Genomic DNA, 15,194 nt, shown 5'->3' on the forward strand with positions numbered 1-15,194 from the left:
GGTCGACCAGCTGAGGCGGGTGCGAGCACGGCACCGTTGACAGAGGCTCCGAGCGGCCGACGACACCCTGGAGTCGGTGGTGGCGGCTGTCCCGTGGTCCCGGTCCCCACCGGCCATGGCCCGTGTTCCGCACGACCCGCGGGTCTGCGCCGACGTTTCACGTGAAACACGCCGCGCCCCGGCCGGTTTCACGTGGAACAGGCCGCCCCTCGGCCGCGCTGCTCGTTCACCGCGCGGCGCGGCGGGTCAGGTGCGGGGCCGCTGGGCGCTGCGACGGCGGGCTGCCGTCGTCGCGCGCGCCGGCTTGGCCGGCTGTGACCGGAACCGCAGGTCGACGGTGAGGACCGGCTCGTCGAGCACCGCACCCCCGTGCTCGCTGACGCGCGCCGCCTCCAGGCCCAGGCGCTGCAGGGCGCGGCGGTCCTCGTCCAGCTCCTCGCCTGCGCTGCGGCCCTTCATCGCGACGAGCGTCCCGCCGTCCGCGAGGAGCGGCACGCACCAGCGCGCGAGCTTGTCGAGGCGGGCCACCGCCCGCGCCGTCACCCACGGCGCGGAGACGGAGCCGGCCAGCTCCTCCGCGCGGCCCCGGTGAACGGTGACGTTCTCCAGCCCGAGGTCCTCGACGACACCGGCGAGCCACGTCGTGCGCCGCAACATCGGCTCGACGAGGTGGACGTCGAGGTCCGGACGCGCCACCGCGAGGGCGACGCCCGGGAGGCCGGCGCCGGACCCGACGTCGACGAGGGACGCCCCGTGGGGGAACGCGTCCTCGATGACGGCGCAGTTGAGCACGTGCCGCTCCCACAACCGCGGCACCTCACGCGGCCCGATCAGCCCGTGGGTGACCCCCGTGTCGGCGAGGATCGCGGTGAACCGCTCGGCGAGGGCGAGTCGGTCACCGAACACCGCGGCCGCACCCGTGGGTGCGGCCGGTGGCGCGAGAGGACGCTCGTCCTGCTCCATCGTGGGGTCCTCGTCGGTCAGGACGCCGTGATGACGACGTAGCGGCGGGGCTCGCTGCCCTCGGACTCGCTGTGCAGCCCGGCGCTGAGCACCTCGTCGTGGACGACCTTGCGCTCGAAGGCCGACATCGGCTCGAGCGAGGCGGACTCCCCGGAGCTCTGGACCGTCGCGATGGCCTCCTTGGCGATACGCACGAGCTCCGCGCGACGGCCGGCGCGGTGGCCGGCGACGTCGAGCATGAGGCGGCTGCGCTCACCGGTCTCGCTCTGCACGGCGAGGCGGGTCAGCTCCTGGAGGGCCTCGAGCACCTGCCCGTCCTGACCGACGAGGCGCCGCGGCACGCGACCCTCCTCGCTGTCGACGATCGCCACCGCGGCGCGGTCGCCGTCGATGTCGACGTCCAGGTCCCCGTCGAGGTCGCAGATGTCGAGGAGGGTCTCGAGGAAGTCGGCTGCGACCTCACCCTCGCGCTCGAGCTGCTGGCGTCGCGCCGGGCGGCGCTGGCCGGCCGCCGGGGCCGCCGTCTCGTCGCCCGCTGGGTCGGCGCCGCCGTCGGCGTCGTCCGAGGTGGCGTTCGCGGCGTCCGCGGACGTCTCGTGCTGGACACCCCCGGGGGTGTCCGTCGTGGCCTCGCCCGGCGTCACCGCGCCGGCGGTCTCGGCCGCGCCGAGCTCCGCCGCGAGGGGCGTGGTCTCGTCGGCGGTGGGGGCGGTGCCCTCGGTCGTGTTCTCGCTCATGTGTGTGCCCTCCGTGTGGGACGTCGTACCGGTGTCGTGGGGCGTCGACGGCACCGAGGTGCCCGACGCAGTGCTCACTTCTTGCCCTTGGACCGCTTCTTGGACTTCGGCTGGACCCGCTGACCGACGATCGTCTGGTCCTCGACCTCGGCCTCGGCGGCCACCGCCGCGGCGCCGGGGACCGGCTTGCCCTTGCGCGCGAGCCGCGCGTGGTAGGCCCGCTCGGCGGCCGAGCCGGGCGCCGGCATCCGGCGGATCACGTAGAACTGCTGCGTCATCGACCAGACGTTGGTCGTGAACCAGTAGACGAGGACACCGATCGGGAAGTTGACGCCGGAGACGGCGAAGATGATCGGGAAGATGTAGAGCAGCATCTTCTGCTGCTTGGCGAACGGGCTGTCGAGCGCCGACTGCGGCATGTTCTTCGTCATCAGCTGGCGCTGGGTGAGGAAGGTCGTCGCCGACATGAGGATGATGAGGACGACGGTGACGATCTGGGTCGACAGGTTGTTCGCCCCGAGGAAGGTGTCGGACAGCTGGGCGCCGAAGATGGACGCCTTCTCGGCCTGAGCGGCCACCTCCTTGGTGATCGGGCCGATGCTGGCGGCGCTGCCGGTGCCGGCCGCGAGCTCGTCGAGACCGTTGAGGACCCGGAAGAGACCGAAGAAGAACGGCGACTGGACGAGGATCGGGAGGCACGAGCTGAAGGGGTTGGTCCCCTCCTTCTTGTACAGCTCCATCGTCTCCTGGGTCATCGCCTGGCGGGACTCGGGGTCGGACTTGCCCTTGTACTTCTTCTGGATCTTCTGCAGCTCGGGCTGGATGAGCTGCATCTTGCGCGATGCCTTGATCTGCTTGACGAACAGCGGGATCATCGCGGCGCGCATGACGAGCACGAGCCCGACGATCGACAGGGCCCACGTCCAGCCGGACGCCGCGGGCAGCCCGATCGTCGTCAGGGCCTCGTGGAAGCCGTACATGATCCAGGCCACGAGCCACTCGATCGGGGCCAGGATGCTGTTGAACAGGTCGCCCATGATGTCCTTCGCTGGGCCGGCCTCAGCCGGCGTGTGGGGTCACGGTCGTGACGGGGGTCAGGGGTGCGACGGGCTCGCCGGGCCCGTGCTCGGTCGGTACGGCTTGGGCCCGGTCGTGCCGGCCACCGGAGCACCGGTCACCGGGTCGCGGTCCGGCACGTGGTCGACCCCGCCCGGGGTCCACGGGTGGCAGCGACCGATCCGACGCACGGCCATCCACGACCCGCGCAGCGGGCCGAACCGCTGGAGCGCGGTCACGGCGTACTCCGAGCACGAGGGGTAGTACCGACAGGTCGGCGGACGCAGGGGGCTGATGAACCGCTGGTAGCCGCGGATCATCCAGACCAGGGGCGCGGCGAGGAGGCGTCCGACGCTCACGAGGCACCTCCGACCCGACCGACCACCTTGTGCACCAACGTGTCGAGCGCACCCCCCAGTTCCGCGGAGGAGGCTTCGGCGGCGGCGGGGTTGGCCCGGACGACGAGGTCGACACCGGCCGGCACACCCGCGAGGCGAGCGGCGACGAGGTGACGCAGCCGGCGCTTCGTCCGGTTGCGCACCACCGCGTTGCCGACGGCCCGTGACACGACGAAACCGACCCGCGGCGGGCATCCCGCGCGCGCGTCGGTCCGGGTGGCATGCACCACGATCAGCCTCGAGCCGGCCCGGGTCGTCCCCCGGCCGCGGACCGCCGACGCGAAGTCCGCCCGCTCACGCAGACGGTTCGGCGCCGGCAGCACCGGTCGGCCTCAGGCCGAGAGCTCGGAGCGACCCTTGCGACGCCGGGCGGCGAGGATGGCGCGACCCGCACGGGTGCGCATCCGCAGACGGAAGCCGTGCGTCTTGGCGCGACGGCGGTTGTTCGGCTGGAAGGTCCGCTTGCTCACGATGTATCTCTTTCGCGGTGTCGGGCCGGACGGCCCGGGGGCTGGGAAGACGGCCTGGTCGGCCGCAGTCGGAGACCCACGACGTGCTCGGGAGCAGCGTTCGCGGGCATGCGAAAACGGCCGGAACAGGCCCCCCCAAGGTACCCGAGGCGCCGCTCACCGACCAAACCCACGGCCGGGTACCGCCGGACCCGCACCACGCTCTACCATCGCACGGAGCATCGGGCGGGCGCGGCACGACACACGCGGAGCACGACTCCGGCGGCGTCGACCGCACCATGATGTCCCCACAGGCTGTGGACAATCGTGTGGACGACCATCCCTCCCACGCAGTGCCGACCGGCGCCGCGACCACCACCAGGGCATCGGAAGGACGGGAACCACGTGCCGGACGCGACGATGACCCAGGTGTGGCAGGCCACGCTGGAGGCGCTCGACGAGGACGGGATCCCGGTCCAGCAGCGGGCCTTCCTCTCCCTCGCCCGCCTCGTCGGCCTCCTCGACGACACCGCCCTCATCGCCGTGCCGAACGACTTCACGAAGGACATCGTCGAGACCCGGCTGCGCGAACGCGTCACGCAGAGCCTCGGCGAGCGCCTGGGGCGCGACGTCCGCCTCGCGGTGACCGTCGACCCGACCCTCGGCGAGGTCGGGGAGCCGACGTCCAACGGCGTCGGCGACGACGGGCACGAGGCACGGGCCGCGGACCGCCGCCAGCAGATCGACGACCTCGAGCTCGACGACGACGGCGACGGCACCGACCACTCCGCCGGCCTGGCCACGGCCCACGCCGACCAGGACGGCGGCGGCCGCGACCTCGTCGCGGTCCCCGGGATGCGCCGGCCGCGGCCGGGCGCGCAGGTGCCGGAGCAGATCGAGCTGACGCGCCTGAACCCCAAGTACACCTTCGACACCTTCGTCATCGGCGCGAGCAACCGGTTCGCGCACGCCGCGGCGGTCGCGGTCGCCGAGGCGCCGGCCAAGGCGTACAACCCGCTGTTCGTCTACGGCGACTCGGGGCTGGGCAAGACCCACCTGTTGCACGCCATCGGGCACTACGCGCGCAACCTCTTCCCGCACGTCAAGGTGCGGTACGTGAACTCCGAGGAGTTCACCAACGACTTCATCAACAGCATCCGCGACGACAAGGCGGCCAACTTCCAGCGCCGCTACCGCGACGTCGACGTGCTGCTCATCGACGACATCCAGTTCCTCCAGGGCAAGGTGCAGACGCAGGAGGAGTTCTTCCACACGTTCAACACCCTGCACAACGCCGGCAAGCAGGTCGTCATCACGAGCGACGTGCCGCCGAAGCTGCTCACCGGCTTCGAGGCGCGGATGCGCAGCCGCTTCGAGATGGGCCTGCTCACCGACGTGCAGCCGCCCGACCTCGAGACGCGCATCGCCATCCTGCGCAAGAAGGCCATCCAGGAGCGCCTGTCGGTGCCCGAGGACGTGCACGAGTTCATCGCCTCGCGGATCTCGACGAACATCCGCGAGCTCGAGGGCGCCCTCATCCGCGTCACGGCCTTCGCGAGCCTCAACCGCCAGCCGGTCGACATGAGCCTCGCCGAGATCGTCCTGCGCGACCTCATCCCCGACGACTCGACGAGCCAGGTCACGCCGGCGACGATCATCGCCCAGACCGCGGCCTACTTCGGGCTGACGATCGAGGACCTCCAGGGCCAGTCCCGCTCGCGCGTGCTCGTGACGGCGCGGCAGATCGCGATGTACCTGTGCCGCGAGCTGACCGAGATGTCGCTGCCGAAGATCGGGCAGCAGTTCGGCGGCCGCGACCACACGACCGTCATGCACGCCGAGAAGAAGATCCGGCAGCTGATGGCCGAGCGCCGCGCCATCTACAACCAGGTCACCGAGCTGACCAACCGGATCAAGCAGCAGTCCCGCTGACGCCCGGCGGCGGCCTCCCCGACGCCGTTGGGGTCCCATCGCCCCGTCGTGCCCTGCTGACCCCGCACGTGCGGGCTTATCGCTGTCCGCGCCCGTTCCGGACCTCCCCAACCCCGCACGTGCGGGCTTATCGCTGTCCGCGCCCGTTCCGGACCTCCCCAACCCCGCACGTGCGGGGTTATCGCTGTCGGCACGCGCTCCCAATCACGGAAAGCCCGCACGTGCGCGGTCGTCGGGAGTCGGTCGGCCGTCCCCACCCGGTCCACACCTCGTCCCCCGGTCGTCCGCAGGGTTCTCCACAGGTTGTGCACAACCGGTGTACAACCTTCGTCCAAGGCTGGGAGGACGCTGGCCCGCGTCGCGCCGCGGAACCCGTCGTTCACCCCCCGTTCGCCCGACCCGGCCCTGCGTCATCCACCGCTGGGTACAAGCCTGTGGACAACTCGCCCCCACCCCCGCCACGACGCCCCGCACGCCACGGTTTGTCCACAAGGCCTGTGGACGACTGTGGACGACGGCCCCGACGCCGTGGACGACGGATGACGCCCCCGTGGACGCCCTGTGGACGCGGTCTCGTCGTCAACACGACGGTTGATCTTCTCCACGACCGGTCCACGGTCCGTCCACACCGCGCGCCGCGCCGATGACCTGCGCCGACGCCCCGCCGTCCACAGGATCCACACCTCCGACCACGACGACGAGATCCCTCAATCACCCTGTCCGCCCCGACCAGGTGCTGGGGATGGCGACCCCCGGCCCGACCTCTCGATGATCGGCTCGAGCACCCGCTCGGAGCGGATGGTGCGCTCCGAGGACGTGCACTAGTGTCAGGGACCCCGCCCGCGTGAGGGAGGCGCCGTCGCGCGTCCCGAGCCGGTGCGGTGTGGTCTCCGATGCACGACAGGGGCGGCTGGTCCGCGCCGGACAAGGGTGGTAGCCGTGAAGTTCCGCGTCGAGCGCGACGTCCTCGCCGAGGCGGTCACCTGGGTGGCCCGTGGCCTGCCCGCGCGCCCGCCGGTCCCGGTGCTCGCCGGCATCCTCCTCGAGGCCTCCGACGACGGCACCCTGACCCTCTCGGCGTTCGACTACGAGGTCTCGGCCCGGGTCACCGTCGCGGCCGAGGTCTCCGAGGCCGGCACCGTCCTCGTGCTCGGCCGCCTCCTCGCCGACATCTCGCGCAACCTGCCGGACCGCCCGATCGACGTCGTCGCCGAGGGCAGCAAGGTCCAGGTCACGTGCGGGGCCTCCCGCTTCAGCCTGCTGATGATGCCCGCCGACGACTACCCGACCCTCCCCAGCTCGCCCGAGCCCACCGGGTCGGTCGACGGCCATCTCTTCACCCAGGCGGTCGCCCAGGTGTCCGTCGCGGCCGACCGCGGCGACACCCTCCCGATCCTCACCGGCGTCCGGGTCGAGGTCGAGGGCGACAAGATGACGCTGCTCGCCACCGACCGCTACCGCCTCGCGATGCGCGAGCTGACCTGGAACCCGACGGCGACCGACGCGAGCCACGTCGTCCTCGTCCCGGCCCGCACCCTCAGCGAGACCGCCCGAAGCCTCGGTGCCGCCGGCTCCATCGACGTCGCCCTCGGCGCCACCGCGGGCGGCGACGGCCTCGCCGGCTTCGAGGCCGGCCGGCGCCGCACCACCACCCGCCTCCTCGACGGCGAGTACCCCAAGGTGTCCTCGATCTTCCCGACGAGCTCCGAGACCGACGCGGTCGTCCGCACCGCCGAGCTCGTCGAGGCCGTCAAGCGCGTCGCGCTCGTCGCCGAGCGCAACACCCCTGTGCGCCTGCGCTTCTCGGGCGACCAGGTGGCCATCGAGGCCGGCACCGGTGACGACGCCCAGGCGTCCGAGGCGGTCGAGTGCGCCCTGACCGGCCCCGACATCGAGATCGCCTTCAACCCCCAGTACCTGCTCGACGGCCTCGGCGTCGTCGGTACCGACTGGTCGCGGATCTCCTTCACGCAGGCCTCGCGCCCGGCCGTGCTCAGCGGCCAGGAGAGCGCCGACGGCGAGGCCGACACCTCGTACCGGTATGTCCTCATGCCGGTCCGCTTCGCGTCCTGACCCGCAGCCGCCCCCACCGGGCCGGTGGCGGGCGGCGTAGCCTTCGGGACGGACACCTGCGACACCTCGACGAAGGAGCCTTCGGATGCAGCTCGGACTGGTCGGCCTCGGCAAGATGGGCGGCAACATGCGCGAGCGTCTGCGCCGCGCGGGCCACGAGGTCGTCGGGTACGACCGCAACCGCCAGGTGTCGGACGCCCGCTCGCTCGCCGACATGGTCAAGCAGCTCGAGGGCCCGCGCGTGGTCTGGGTGATGGTCCCCCATGGCGCCCCGACGACCGAGACGATCGAGAAGCTCGCCGACCTCCTCGACAAGGGCGACCTGGTCATCGACGGCGGCAACAGCAAGTTCACCGACGACGCCGTCCACGAGAAGCTGCTCAAGGCCAAGGGCATCGGCTACCTCGACTGCGGCGTGTCCGGCGGCATCTGGGGCCTCGAGAACGGCTACGGCCTCATGGTCGGCGGTACGGCGGCCAACGTGAAGAAGGCGATGCCGATCTTCGACGCGCTGCGCCCCGAGGGCCCGCGCGACGAGGGCTTCGTCCACGCCGGCAAGGTCGGTGCCGGGCACTACACGAAGATGGTCCACAACGGCATCGAGTACGGCCTCATGCAGGCCTACGCCGAGGGCTACGAGCTGCTCGAGAAGAAGGACATCGTCGAGAACGTCCCCGGCGCCTTCAAGGCCTGGAGCCGCGGCACGGTCGTGCGCTCCTGGCTGCTCGACCTCATGGTCGCCGCGCTCGAGGACAACCCGGGCCTCGAGGACGTCTCGGACTACACGGTCGACTCCGGCGAGGGTCGCTGGACGGTCGAGGAGGCCATCGAGCTCGGCGTGCCGATGCCCGTCATCTCGGCCTCGCTCTTCGCCCGGTTCGCCTCGCGCCAGCACACCTCCCCCTCGATGCAGGCCGTCGCGGCCCTGCGCGGGCAGTTCGGCGGCCACCAGGTGATGACCGTCGCCGAGGGCGAGGCTCTGCGCGGTGGCGAGGACGGCTCGAGCACGCCGGCCAAGCGTGCCGCGGACGTCAAGAAGGCCGCGACGAAGGGCACCGCCCGCAAGGCCGCCGCGAAGAAGTCGGCCGCCAAGCGCACCGACCTCTGACGGACGCCGCCGCGGGCGGTGGCTCAGGCCACTCGTCCGGAGCGCAGGTCCCAGGTCACGGACACCGGCGTGCCGGTCGAGCCGTCGGGGTTCCGGGGCGTCCAGGTCTCGGTGACCCCGCCCATCGCGAACGACACGACGTCGACCGGCAGGCCGGCGCTCGACATCACCTCGTAGCCGGTGAGCACGACGTCGGTGAAGGCCAGTGTCATGGTCTCGACGGGGTTCTCGCCGGTCCGCACGACGTGGACGACGGCGCTGCGCATCGTCCGACCGGTCACGAGCCGCCGGAGCAGCTGGGGCGAGGCCGACGACGAGAACGCGGCGAGCCGAACATCGCCGGCGACCGGCCGGCCGGCGGAGGAGCCGGCGCCGGTGGTGGTGCGCGTGGCCTTGACACCCCAGTCGAGGGCGAGCAGCTCGACGGCGCCGGGGAAGCGCTCGGCCTGCGAGTCGCCCGCGATGCCGTCCGCGACGAGGTACAGGTCGCAGCCGCCGGAGGCCAGCGCGTCCGGCGGGACGACGAGCCCGGCCGGGGTGGCGGCCTGCGCCGTGGCCGGGGTCGCGAGGCCGAGCGTGCCGAGGGTTCCGAGCCCGAGGGCCCCGACGAGGGTGCGGCGGCTGGTGCCGAGCGAGGGATGGGTCATCCGTGCCTCCTGGGTGCGGGCACCGGGGCGTCCGGTGCGCTCGGCGGGAGGAGGCTCGGCACCGGCCCGGTGATACCGCGGCGGGCCGCGCACTAGTCTCGGGGAGTGTTCGTCCGGCACCTCTCCCTCGGGGACTTCCGCAGCTACGAGCGGGCCGAGCTCCCGCTCGGGCCGGGCGTGACGACCCTCGTCGGGCTCAACGGGCAGGGCAAGACCAACCTTGTCGAGGCCGTCGGGTACCTCGCCTCGCTCTCCAGCCACCGGGTGGCGACGGATGCCCCGCTCGTCCGGTTCGGCGCCGAGCGGGCGGTCGTGCGCGGCGCCGTGGTCCGTGACGGGCGCGAGACGATGGTCGAGCTCGAGATCACCCCCGGGCGCGCCAACCGGGCCCGCCTCAACCGCTCGCCGGTCCGGCCGCGCGAGGTGCTCGGCACGCTGCGCACGGTGCTCTTCGCCCCGGAGGACCTCGCGCTGGTCAAGGGCGACCCCGGCGAGCGCCGGCGCTTCCTCGACGACCTCCTCGTCGCGCGCCAGCCGCGGTGGGCCGGGGTGCGCCAGGAGTACGACCGCATCGTCAAGCAGCGCTCGGCCCTCCTCAAGTCCGCGCAGCCCTACCTCTCGCGCCGGGCCCGCGGGCGGCGGCCGCGCCCGGGCGCCGAGGCGCTCGACCCGGCGTCGGAGGCGGTGAGCGCGCTGCACACCCTGTCGGTGTGGGACCAGCAGCTCGCCGGAGTCGGCTCGCAGCTGCTCTACGCGCGGCTGCGCCTCCTGCGCGACCTCGGGCCGTACCTGACCAAGTCCTACGACGAGGTGAGCAACGGGCAGTCGGACGCCCGGGTCGCCTACCGCTCCTCCCTGCGCGAGGCGACGGCGGGGCGCATCGCGGCCGGTGAGGTGCCCGAGGTCGCCGAGCTGCACGAGGAGGTGGTCGCGAGCCTCGCCGAGGTGCGGGACCAGGAGGTCGAGCGGGGCGTCTGCCTCGTCGGCCCGCACCGCGACGACGTGCTCCTCACCCTCGGGGAGCTGCCGGCCAAGGGGTACGCGAGCCACGGGGAGTCGTGGTCGTTCGCGCTCGGGCTGCGAATCGCGGCCTTCCAGCTGCTGCGCACCGACCTCGGCGACGACCCGGTGCTCGTCCTCGACGACGTCTTCGCCGAGCTCGACGCGGGCCGCCGCGAGCGGCTGGCCGCGATGGTCGCCGACGCCGAGCAGGTGCTCGTGACGGCCGCGGTCCCCGCCGACGTCCCGGCCTCGCTCGCCGGTGCGACGCGCCGGGTCACGCTCGGCACGGTCGAGACCGACGAGGACGACAGGCCGGACGAGGGCGAGCAGGTCGCGGAGGCCGACGGTGCCGACCCCTCCTGACCCACGCGTATCGGGTGACCCGATACGGCCGCGCTCTCCCCGGGAACCGTTCCCCGGGGAAGCGACAGGTTCTCGGGGGAAGCAGCCCGACCAGGGCCCGGATGCCCCACCGTCCGGAGCGCCGACGCCGCAGCTCCCGGTCGAGGACGGCGACGACACCACCTCCGGGTTCGCCGCCGACGGGGCGCCCGAGGTCGAGGAGGGGCTCGCGGCGGCCGAGGCGCTGGCCCGCGCCCGCGCCGCGGCCCGGGCGAAGGGTCTGCGACCGGGCCTCAAGCCGCGCCGCCGCGCGAAGGACATCCCCGGCGGCCGCAAGCGCTCGGGCCGAGACCCGCAGCTGCTGTCGGACCAGATCGACCGGTTCGTCAACGACCGGGGCTGGGGCGCCGACGTCGCCGTCGGCTCGGTCATCGGCCGGTGGCCCGGCATCGTCGGGCCGGACATCTCGGCGCACTGCCAGCCGACGGACTTCGTCGACGGCGTCCTCACCATCCGGGCCGACTCGACCGCCTGGGCGACGCAGCTGCGGCTGCTCGAGAACACGCTGATGACCCGGCTCACCGACGAGGTCGGCGAGGGCACGGTCACCGAGCTGCGCGTCGTCGGCCCGAGCGCGCCGACCTGGTCGCGCGGCCGTCACCGGGTGCAGGACGGTCGCGGCCCCCGCGACACCTACGGCTGACCGGACCCCTTCGTCCCCCACCCTCACACCCATCGACTTCTTGCGAGTTCCGCCGCTCGACACGCCGTCCGGCGGCGCGTCGAGCGGCTCAACTCGCAATCAGTGGGAAGAGCCGGGGGTGGGAGGGGCGTCAGGCGGGGGTGCGCAGGAGGGCGAGGGTGAGGCGCAGCTGGTGCTCGAGGAGGGCGCCGGGGTCGGTCAGGGTGTCGCGCCCGTACGGGCCGAAGACCTCGAGGCTCGTGCCGCCGACGAGCACCGCCCAGAGCAGCAGCGCGCGCCCCATGACGTCCGGGCCACCCGGCAGCCCGGTCTCGTCGCAGAGCCGGTGCAGGTCCGCAGCCAGCCCACTCGCTCGATCCGGCCCGGCCGTTCCGACGGATGCCTCCAGCAGCGGCGCGTCGACCGGCACCGCGCCGACGGGCGACACCTCACCCGCGTCGACGCCCTCCGCGAGCAGTTTGAGCAGGGCGAACGTCACGCGCGTCCCCGGCCCGACGGTCCGCTCGGCCGGCGCCTCGTACCCGGGCACCGGGCTGCCGTAGAGCAGCGCGTACCGCGAGGGGTCGCCGACCGCCCACGCGCGGAACGCCGCGCCGGCGACGACGACCCGCTCGTCCCACGGCCGGTCGTCGGCTGCAGCGACCGCCGCGTCGACGGCGTCGGCCAGCTCGGTGTACGCGTCGACGACGAGGAGCGTCAGCAGCTCGTCCCGGTTGGCGACGTACCGGTAGACGGCGGACGAGACCATCCCGAGCTCGCGCGTCACCGCCCGCAGCGAGAGACCCGCCGCGCCCTCCGTCGCCAGGTGCCGCCGGCCGACCTCGACGATGCGCGTCTCGAGGTCGCGGCGGCGCTCGGCGCGGGAGGTGGGGGACACAGGACCATCCAACCACAGGAACGAGAGCAGTGCTCTTGACAGCGCACAGGACCCGGGCGCACACTCCACACATAAAGAGAGCACCGCTCTCACTTCCCGAGGAGCCGATGACCGTGACCGCCCAGCACCCCTCCGCCGACCGCTACGTCCGCCCCGACACCCGGATGGACGCGGCCTTCAACGCGCTCGTCCGCTGGCTGACCGCCCGCGGCATCAGCCTGCTCGGCTCCCGCGTCCTCACGGTCACCGGCCGGCGCTCCGGCCTGCCGCGCAGCACGCCGGTCAACCTCATGCCGCTGGAGGGCGAGCGCTACCTCGTCGCGCCGCGCGGCGTCACCGAGTGGGTGCGCAACGTGCGCGCGAACCCCGAGGCCGAGCTGCGGCTCGGGCGCCGCACCGAGCGGGTGCGCCTCGTCGAGGTCCCGGTCGTGGAACGCCCCGCGGTCCTGCGCGTCTACCTGCGGCGCTGGGGCTGGGAGGTCGGCCGGTTCGTCGAGGGCCTCTCGAAGGACTCGACCGACGCCGAGCTCGCCGCGGCCGCCCCCGGCTTCCCGGTCTTCCGGGTGACGACCGCCCCCTGAGGCACGGCACCCGGCGGCTAGGGTCGGCCCGTGGATGCCGACGTCGCCCCCCTGGTCCGCCGTGACGACGAGGACCGGGTCGCGGTCCTCACCCTCGACTCGCCGGCCAACCGCAACGCCCTCTCGCGCCGCCTGCTCGCCGACCTGCGCGACCGGCTGGCCGAGGTCGCGCAGGACGAGTCGGTCCACGCCGTCCTCCTGCGCTCGAGCCATCGCGTCTTCTGCGCCGGCGCCGACCTCAAGGAGGCGGCGACCGTCGACATGACCGAGCAGGCCCGCGCCATCGTCGACGTCCAGCGCCGCATCGCCGCGCTGCCGGTGCCGGTCGTCGCCCGGCTCGACGGCCCGGTGCGCGCCGGCGGCATCGGGCTCGTCGCCTCCGCCGACGTCGTCGTCTGTCGCGACGACGTGGGCTTCGCCCTCACCGAGGTCCGCCTCGGGCTCGCGGCCGCGACCATCTCCATCCCGCTGCGCTACCGCCTCACCCCGCGCTCGGCCGCCGACTGGTTCCTCACCGGCCGCGTCTTCACCGCCGCCGAGGCCCGCGCCCAAGGGCTCGTCACCCACGTCGCCGACGAGGCCGGGATGGACGCCACGGTCGGCGCCGTCCTCGACGACCTGCGGGCCGGCGCCCGGCAGGGGCTGACCGCCGCCAAGCAGATCCTCAACGCCGACCTTCTCGCCTCCTTCGAGCGCGACGGGGAGGCGATGGCGCGGATGTCGGGCGAGCTGTTCCACTCCGACCTCGCGCAGGAGCGGATGGCCGCGGCGCTGCGCCGCTGACCACCCGCCGCGGCCAACCCGTCGGGTCGCGGCTGTCGGTGGGCGGGTCCATCGTGGAGGGATGACGCACTCGCCCGCCCGCTGCTCGATCGTCCCGCCGTACCTGCTCGCCGCGCTCGCGGCCTCCGGCGACGACCACGTCGCGCAGCGCGCCGACGCCACGCTGCGCAGCGACGCCGAGCTCCGGCGCGGGCGGGTCACCGCCGAGGCGCGTCCCGGCGGGACGACGCTGCCCGGCGGGGCGGCCGGGAGCGCCGACGGGCCGCAGCGCACCGTCCACGACGCCCAGCAGGGCACGACCCTGCCGGGGGTGAAGGTGCGCGGCGAGGGTGACCCGCCCACCGCCGACACCGCCGTCACCGAGGCCTACGACGGCCTCGGCGCCACGTGGCAGCTGTGGCAGGAGGCGTACGGGCGCAACTCCCTCGACGGCAAGGGCCTGCCGCTCGTCGCCACCGTCCACTACGGGCGCGACTACGACAACGCCTTCTGGGACGGCGCCCAGATGGTCTTCGGCGACGGTGACGGCGAGGTGTTCCTCGGGTTCACCCGCAGCCTCGACGTCATCGGCCACGAGCTCGCGCACGGCGTCACCCAGTACACGGCGGGCCTGAACTACCAGGGCCAGTCGGGGGCGCTCAACGAGTCGGTGTCCGACGTCTTCGGGGTCCTCGTCAAGCAGCGCTCGCTCGGCCAGGACGCCGCCGCAGCCGACTGGCTCATCGGCGCCGACCTCCTCGCGCCGGGCGTCCAGGGCGTGGCGCTGCGCTCGATGGCCGCCCCCGGGACCGCCTACGACGACCCGCGCTTGGGCAAGGACCCGCAGCCCGCGCACCTGCGCGACTACGTCGAGACCTCCGAGGACAACGGCGGCGTCCACATCAACTCGGGCATCCCGAACAAGGCCTTCCACGACCTCGCGGTCGCGCTCGGCGGCAACGCCTGGGAGGTCGCCGGACAGGTCTGGTTCGACACGATCGTCGGCGAGATCCGCGCCGACTGCGACTTCGCGACGTTCGCCGGTCTGACGCTGGCCGCCGCCACCGCGCGGTACGGCGAGGGCTCGCGGGAGGCGGATGCCGTGCGCACCGCCTGGAGCGGTGTTGGCGTCGAGGTGGGGACGGACGCTCCCGCGCCCGGCTCCCCCGCCCCCCAGGCGCCCGGCACGCCGGCCCCGGATGCCCCCGCCCCCACCCCGGACCCGCCGGAGGCGCCGGCGCCCGGTACCGAGCTCGAGGTCCGGCGCACCGGCGGGTTCGCGGGCCGCACCCGCACCCGCACGGTCGTCCTCGGCGAGCTGCCCGAGCCCGACGGCCGCGCCTGGCACGACCTCATCGCCACCGACCGCCTGCGGATGCTCGCCGCCGGCGTCGAGCGCGAGTACCCGGACGCGTACTGCTACGGCGTGCGCTGCGCGGTGCCGGAGGTCGACGTCGTCGTGCCCGAGCCGGCCCTGACCGACGACGTCCGCGACCTGTTCGAGCGCACCCTGCGCCCCCACACGGACGGCTGACCTGCGGGGGGACCGCCGCAGGAGCGGCGG

16 protein-coding genes are annotated in these 15,194 nt (G+C 73.5%); 8 read left to right on the forward strand and 8 right to left on the reverse strand.

What is annotated here, in order from left to right:
• Window positions 1-246: 246 nt before the first annotated feature.
• The 6 genes from rsmG to rpmH all read right to left on the reverse strand — a co-directional run bounded on the left by rsmG (window position 247) and on the right by rpmH (window position 3,624).
• Window positions 247-963, reverse strand: coding sequence for a 16S rRNA (guanine(527)-N(7))-methyltransferase RsmG (gene rsmG / locus LG324_RS01280; protein WP_404351081.1), 717 nt, complete (start codon window positions 961-963; stop codon window positions 247-249).
• 17 nt (window positions 964-980) lie between these two features.
• Window positions 981-1,700, reverse strand: coding sequence for a R3H domain-containing nucleic acid-binding protein (locus LG324_RS01285; RefSeq protein ID WP_030527295.1), 720 nt, complete (start codon window positions 1,698-1,700; stop codon window positions 981-983).
• A gap of 74 nt (window positions 1,701-1,774) precedes the next feature.
• Window positions 1,775-2,737 (reverse strand): membrane protein insertase YidC, encoded by a 963-nt coding sequence (gene yidC / locus LG324_RS01290; RefSeq protein WP_030527294.1) that lies wholly within the window; start codon window positions 2,735-2,737, stop codon window positions 1,775-1,777.
• Between the two features lie 57 nt (window positions 2,738-2,794).
• Window positions 2,795-3,115: a membrane protein insertion efficiency factor YidD gene (gene yidD, locus LG324_RS01295; RefSeq protein WP_404351084.1), complete on the reverse strand. Its 321-nt coding sequence runs from the start codon at window positions 3,113-3,115 to the stop codon at window positions 2,795-2,797.
• On the reverse strand, window positions 3,112-3,477 hold the full coding sequence (gene rnpA / locus LG324_RS01300; RefSeq protein WP_030527292.1) for a ribonuclease P protein component: 366 nt from the start codon (window positions 3,475-3,477) through the stop codon (window positions 3,112-3,114). The genes yidD and rnpA overlap by 4 nt, the downstream gene beginning before the upstream one ends.
• 9 nt (window positions 3,478-3,486) lie before the next feature.
• On the reverse strand, window positions 3,487-3,624 hold the full coding sequence (gene rpmH / locus LG324_RS01305; RefSeq protein ID WP_013885212.1) for a 50S ribosomal protein L34: 138 nt from the start codon (window positions 3,622-3,624) through the stop codon (window positions 3,487-3,489).
• A gap of 399 nt (window positions 3,625-4,023) precedes the next feature.
• Here rpmH and dnaA point away from each other — a divergent pair, with 399 nt between their 5' ends.
• From dnaA to gnd, 3 genes are all read left to right on the forward strand, one after another.
• Entirely contained in the window at window positions 4,024-5,535 is a 1,512-nt protein-coding gene (gene dnaA, locus LG324_RS01310) for a chromosomal replication initiator protein DnaA (RefSeq protein ID WP_030527291.1), read from the forward strand.
• 939 nt (window positions 5,536-6,474) lie between these two features.
• Entirely contained in the window at window positions 6,475-7,608 is a 1,134-nt protein-coding gene (gene dnaN / locus LG324_RS01315; RefSeq protein WP_030527290.1) for a DNA polymerase III subunit beta, read from the forward strand.
• Window positions 7,609-7,693: 85 nt separating this feature from the next.
• The gene (gnd, locus tag LG324_RS01320) at window positions 7,694-8,716 is read left to right on the forward strand and encodes a phosphogluconate dehydrogenase (NAD(+)-dependent, decarboxylating) (RefSeq protein WP_404351089.1); all 1,023 of its coding nucleotides are present in this window, start codon (window positions 7,694-7,696) and stop codon (window positions 8,714-8,716) included.
• A gap of 23 nt (window positions 8,717-8,739) precedes the next feature.
• Here gnd and LG324_RS01325 read toward each other — a convergent pair whose 3' ends face one another.
• Window positions 8,740-9,363: an Hcp family type VI secretion system effector gene (locus LG324_RS01325; protein WP_404351092.1), complete on the reverse strand. Its 624-nt coding sequence runs from the start codon at window positions 9,361-9,363 to the stop codon at window positions 8,740-8,742.
• Between the two features lie 105 nt (window positions 9,364-9,468).
• On the opposite strand from LG324_RS01325, the gene recF reads away from it, so the two are divergent.
• Together recF and LG324_RS01335 are read left to right on the forward strand one after the other, a co-directional pair.
• Window positions 9,469-10,728 (forward strand): DNA replication/repair protein RecF, encoded by a 1,260-nt coding sequence (gene recF / locus LG324_RS01330; RefSeq protein WP_404351094.1) that lies wholly within the window; start codon window positions 9,469-9,471, stop codon window positions 10,726-10,728.
• Complete coding sequence (locus LG324_RS01335; RefSeq protein ID WP_404351097.1) at window positions 10,712-11,410, forward strand: DUF721 domain-containing protein; 699 nt, start codon at window positions 10,712-10,714, stop codon at window positions 11,408-11,410. Before recF ends, LG324_RS01335 begins: the two co-directional genes overlap by 17 nt.
• A gap of 130 nt (window positions 11,411-11,540) precedes the next feature.
• Here LG324_RS01335 and LG324_RS01340 read toward each other — a convergent pair whose 3' ends face one another.
• Window positions 11,541-12,287: a TetR/AcrR family transcriptional regulator gene (locus tag LG324_RS01340; RefSeq protein ID WP_404351100.1), complete on the reverse strand. Its 747-nt coding sequence runs from the start codon at window positions 12,285-12,287 to the stop codon at window positions 11,541-11,543.
• A gap of 107 nt (window positions 12,288-12,394) precedes the next feature.
• On the opposite strand from LG324_RS01340, the gene LG324_RS01345 reads away from it, so the two are divergent.
• The 3 genes from LG324_RS01345 (at window position 12,395) to LG324_RS01355 (ending at window position 15,164) form a co-directional block, all read left to right on the forward strand.
• On the forward strand, window positions 12,395-12,868 hold the full coding sequence (locus LG324_RS01345; protein WP_404351104.1) for a nitroreductase family deazaflavin-dependent oxidoreductase: 474 nt from the start codon (window positions 12,395-12,397) through the stop codon (window positions 12,866-12,868).
• 30 nt (window positions 12,869-12,898) lie between these two features.
• A complete protein-coding gene (locus tag LG324_RS01350; RefSeq protein WP_404351107.1) occupies window positions 12,899-13,651 on the forward strand; it encodes an enoyl-CoA hydratase-related protein in 753 nt (250 codons plus the stop codon).
• 61 nt (window positions 13,652-13,712) lie between these two features.
• The gene (locus LG324_RS01355; protein ID WP_404351109.1) at window positions 13,713-15,164 is read left to right on the forward strand and encodes a protealysin inhibitor emfourin; all 1,452 of its coding nucleotides are present in this window, start codon (window positions 13,713-13,715) and stop codon (window positions 15,162-15,164) included.
• Window positions 15,165-15,194 lie beyond the last annotated feature (30 nt).

The sequence above is a fragment of the Phycicoccus jejuensis genome (assembly GCF_044797865.1).
GTDB classification, from domain to species: domain Bacteria; phylum Actinomycetota; class Actinomycetes; order Actinomycetales; family Dermatophilaceae; genus Phycicoccus; species Phycicoccus jejuensis.

Coding starts and splice junctions, on each gene's coding strand:
- LG324_RS01285 (WP_030527295.1), bottom strand. CDS start 1,700: ATGAGCGAGAACACGACCGAGGGCACCGCCCCCACCGCCGACGAGACC.
- yidC (WP_030527294.1), bottom strand. CDS start 2,737: ATGGGCGACCTGTTCAACAGCATCCTGGCCCCGATCGAGTGGCTCGTG.
- dnaA (WP_030527291.1), top strand. CDS start 4,024: ATGACCCAGGTGTGGCAGGCCACGCTGGAGGCGCTCGACGAGGACGGG.
- gnd (WP_404351089.1), top strand. CDS start 7,694: ATGCAGCTCGGACTGGTCGGCCTCGGCAAGATGGGCGGCAACATGCGC.
- LG324_RS01355 (WP_404351109.1), top strand. CDS start 13,713: ATGACGCACTCGCCCGCCCGCTGCTCGATCGTCCCGCCGTACCTGCTC.
- rsmG (WP_404351081.1), bottom strand. CDS start 963: ATGGAGCAGGACGAGCGTCCTCTCGCGCCACCGGCCGCACCCACGGGT.
- LG324_RS01325 (WP_404351092.1), bottom strand. CDS start 9,363: ATGACCCATCCCTCGCTCGGCACCAGCCGCCGCACCCTCGTCGGGGCC.
- LG324_RS01345 (WP_404351104.1), top strand. CDS start 12,395: ATGACCGTGACCGCCCAGCACCCCTCCGCCGACCGCTACGTCCGCCCC.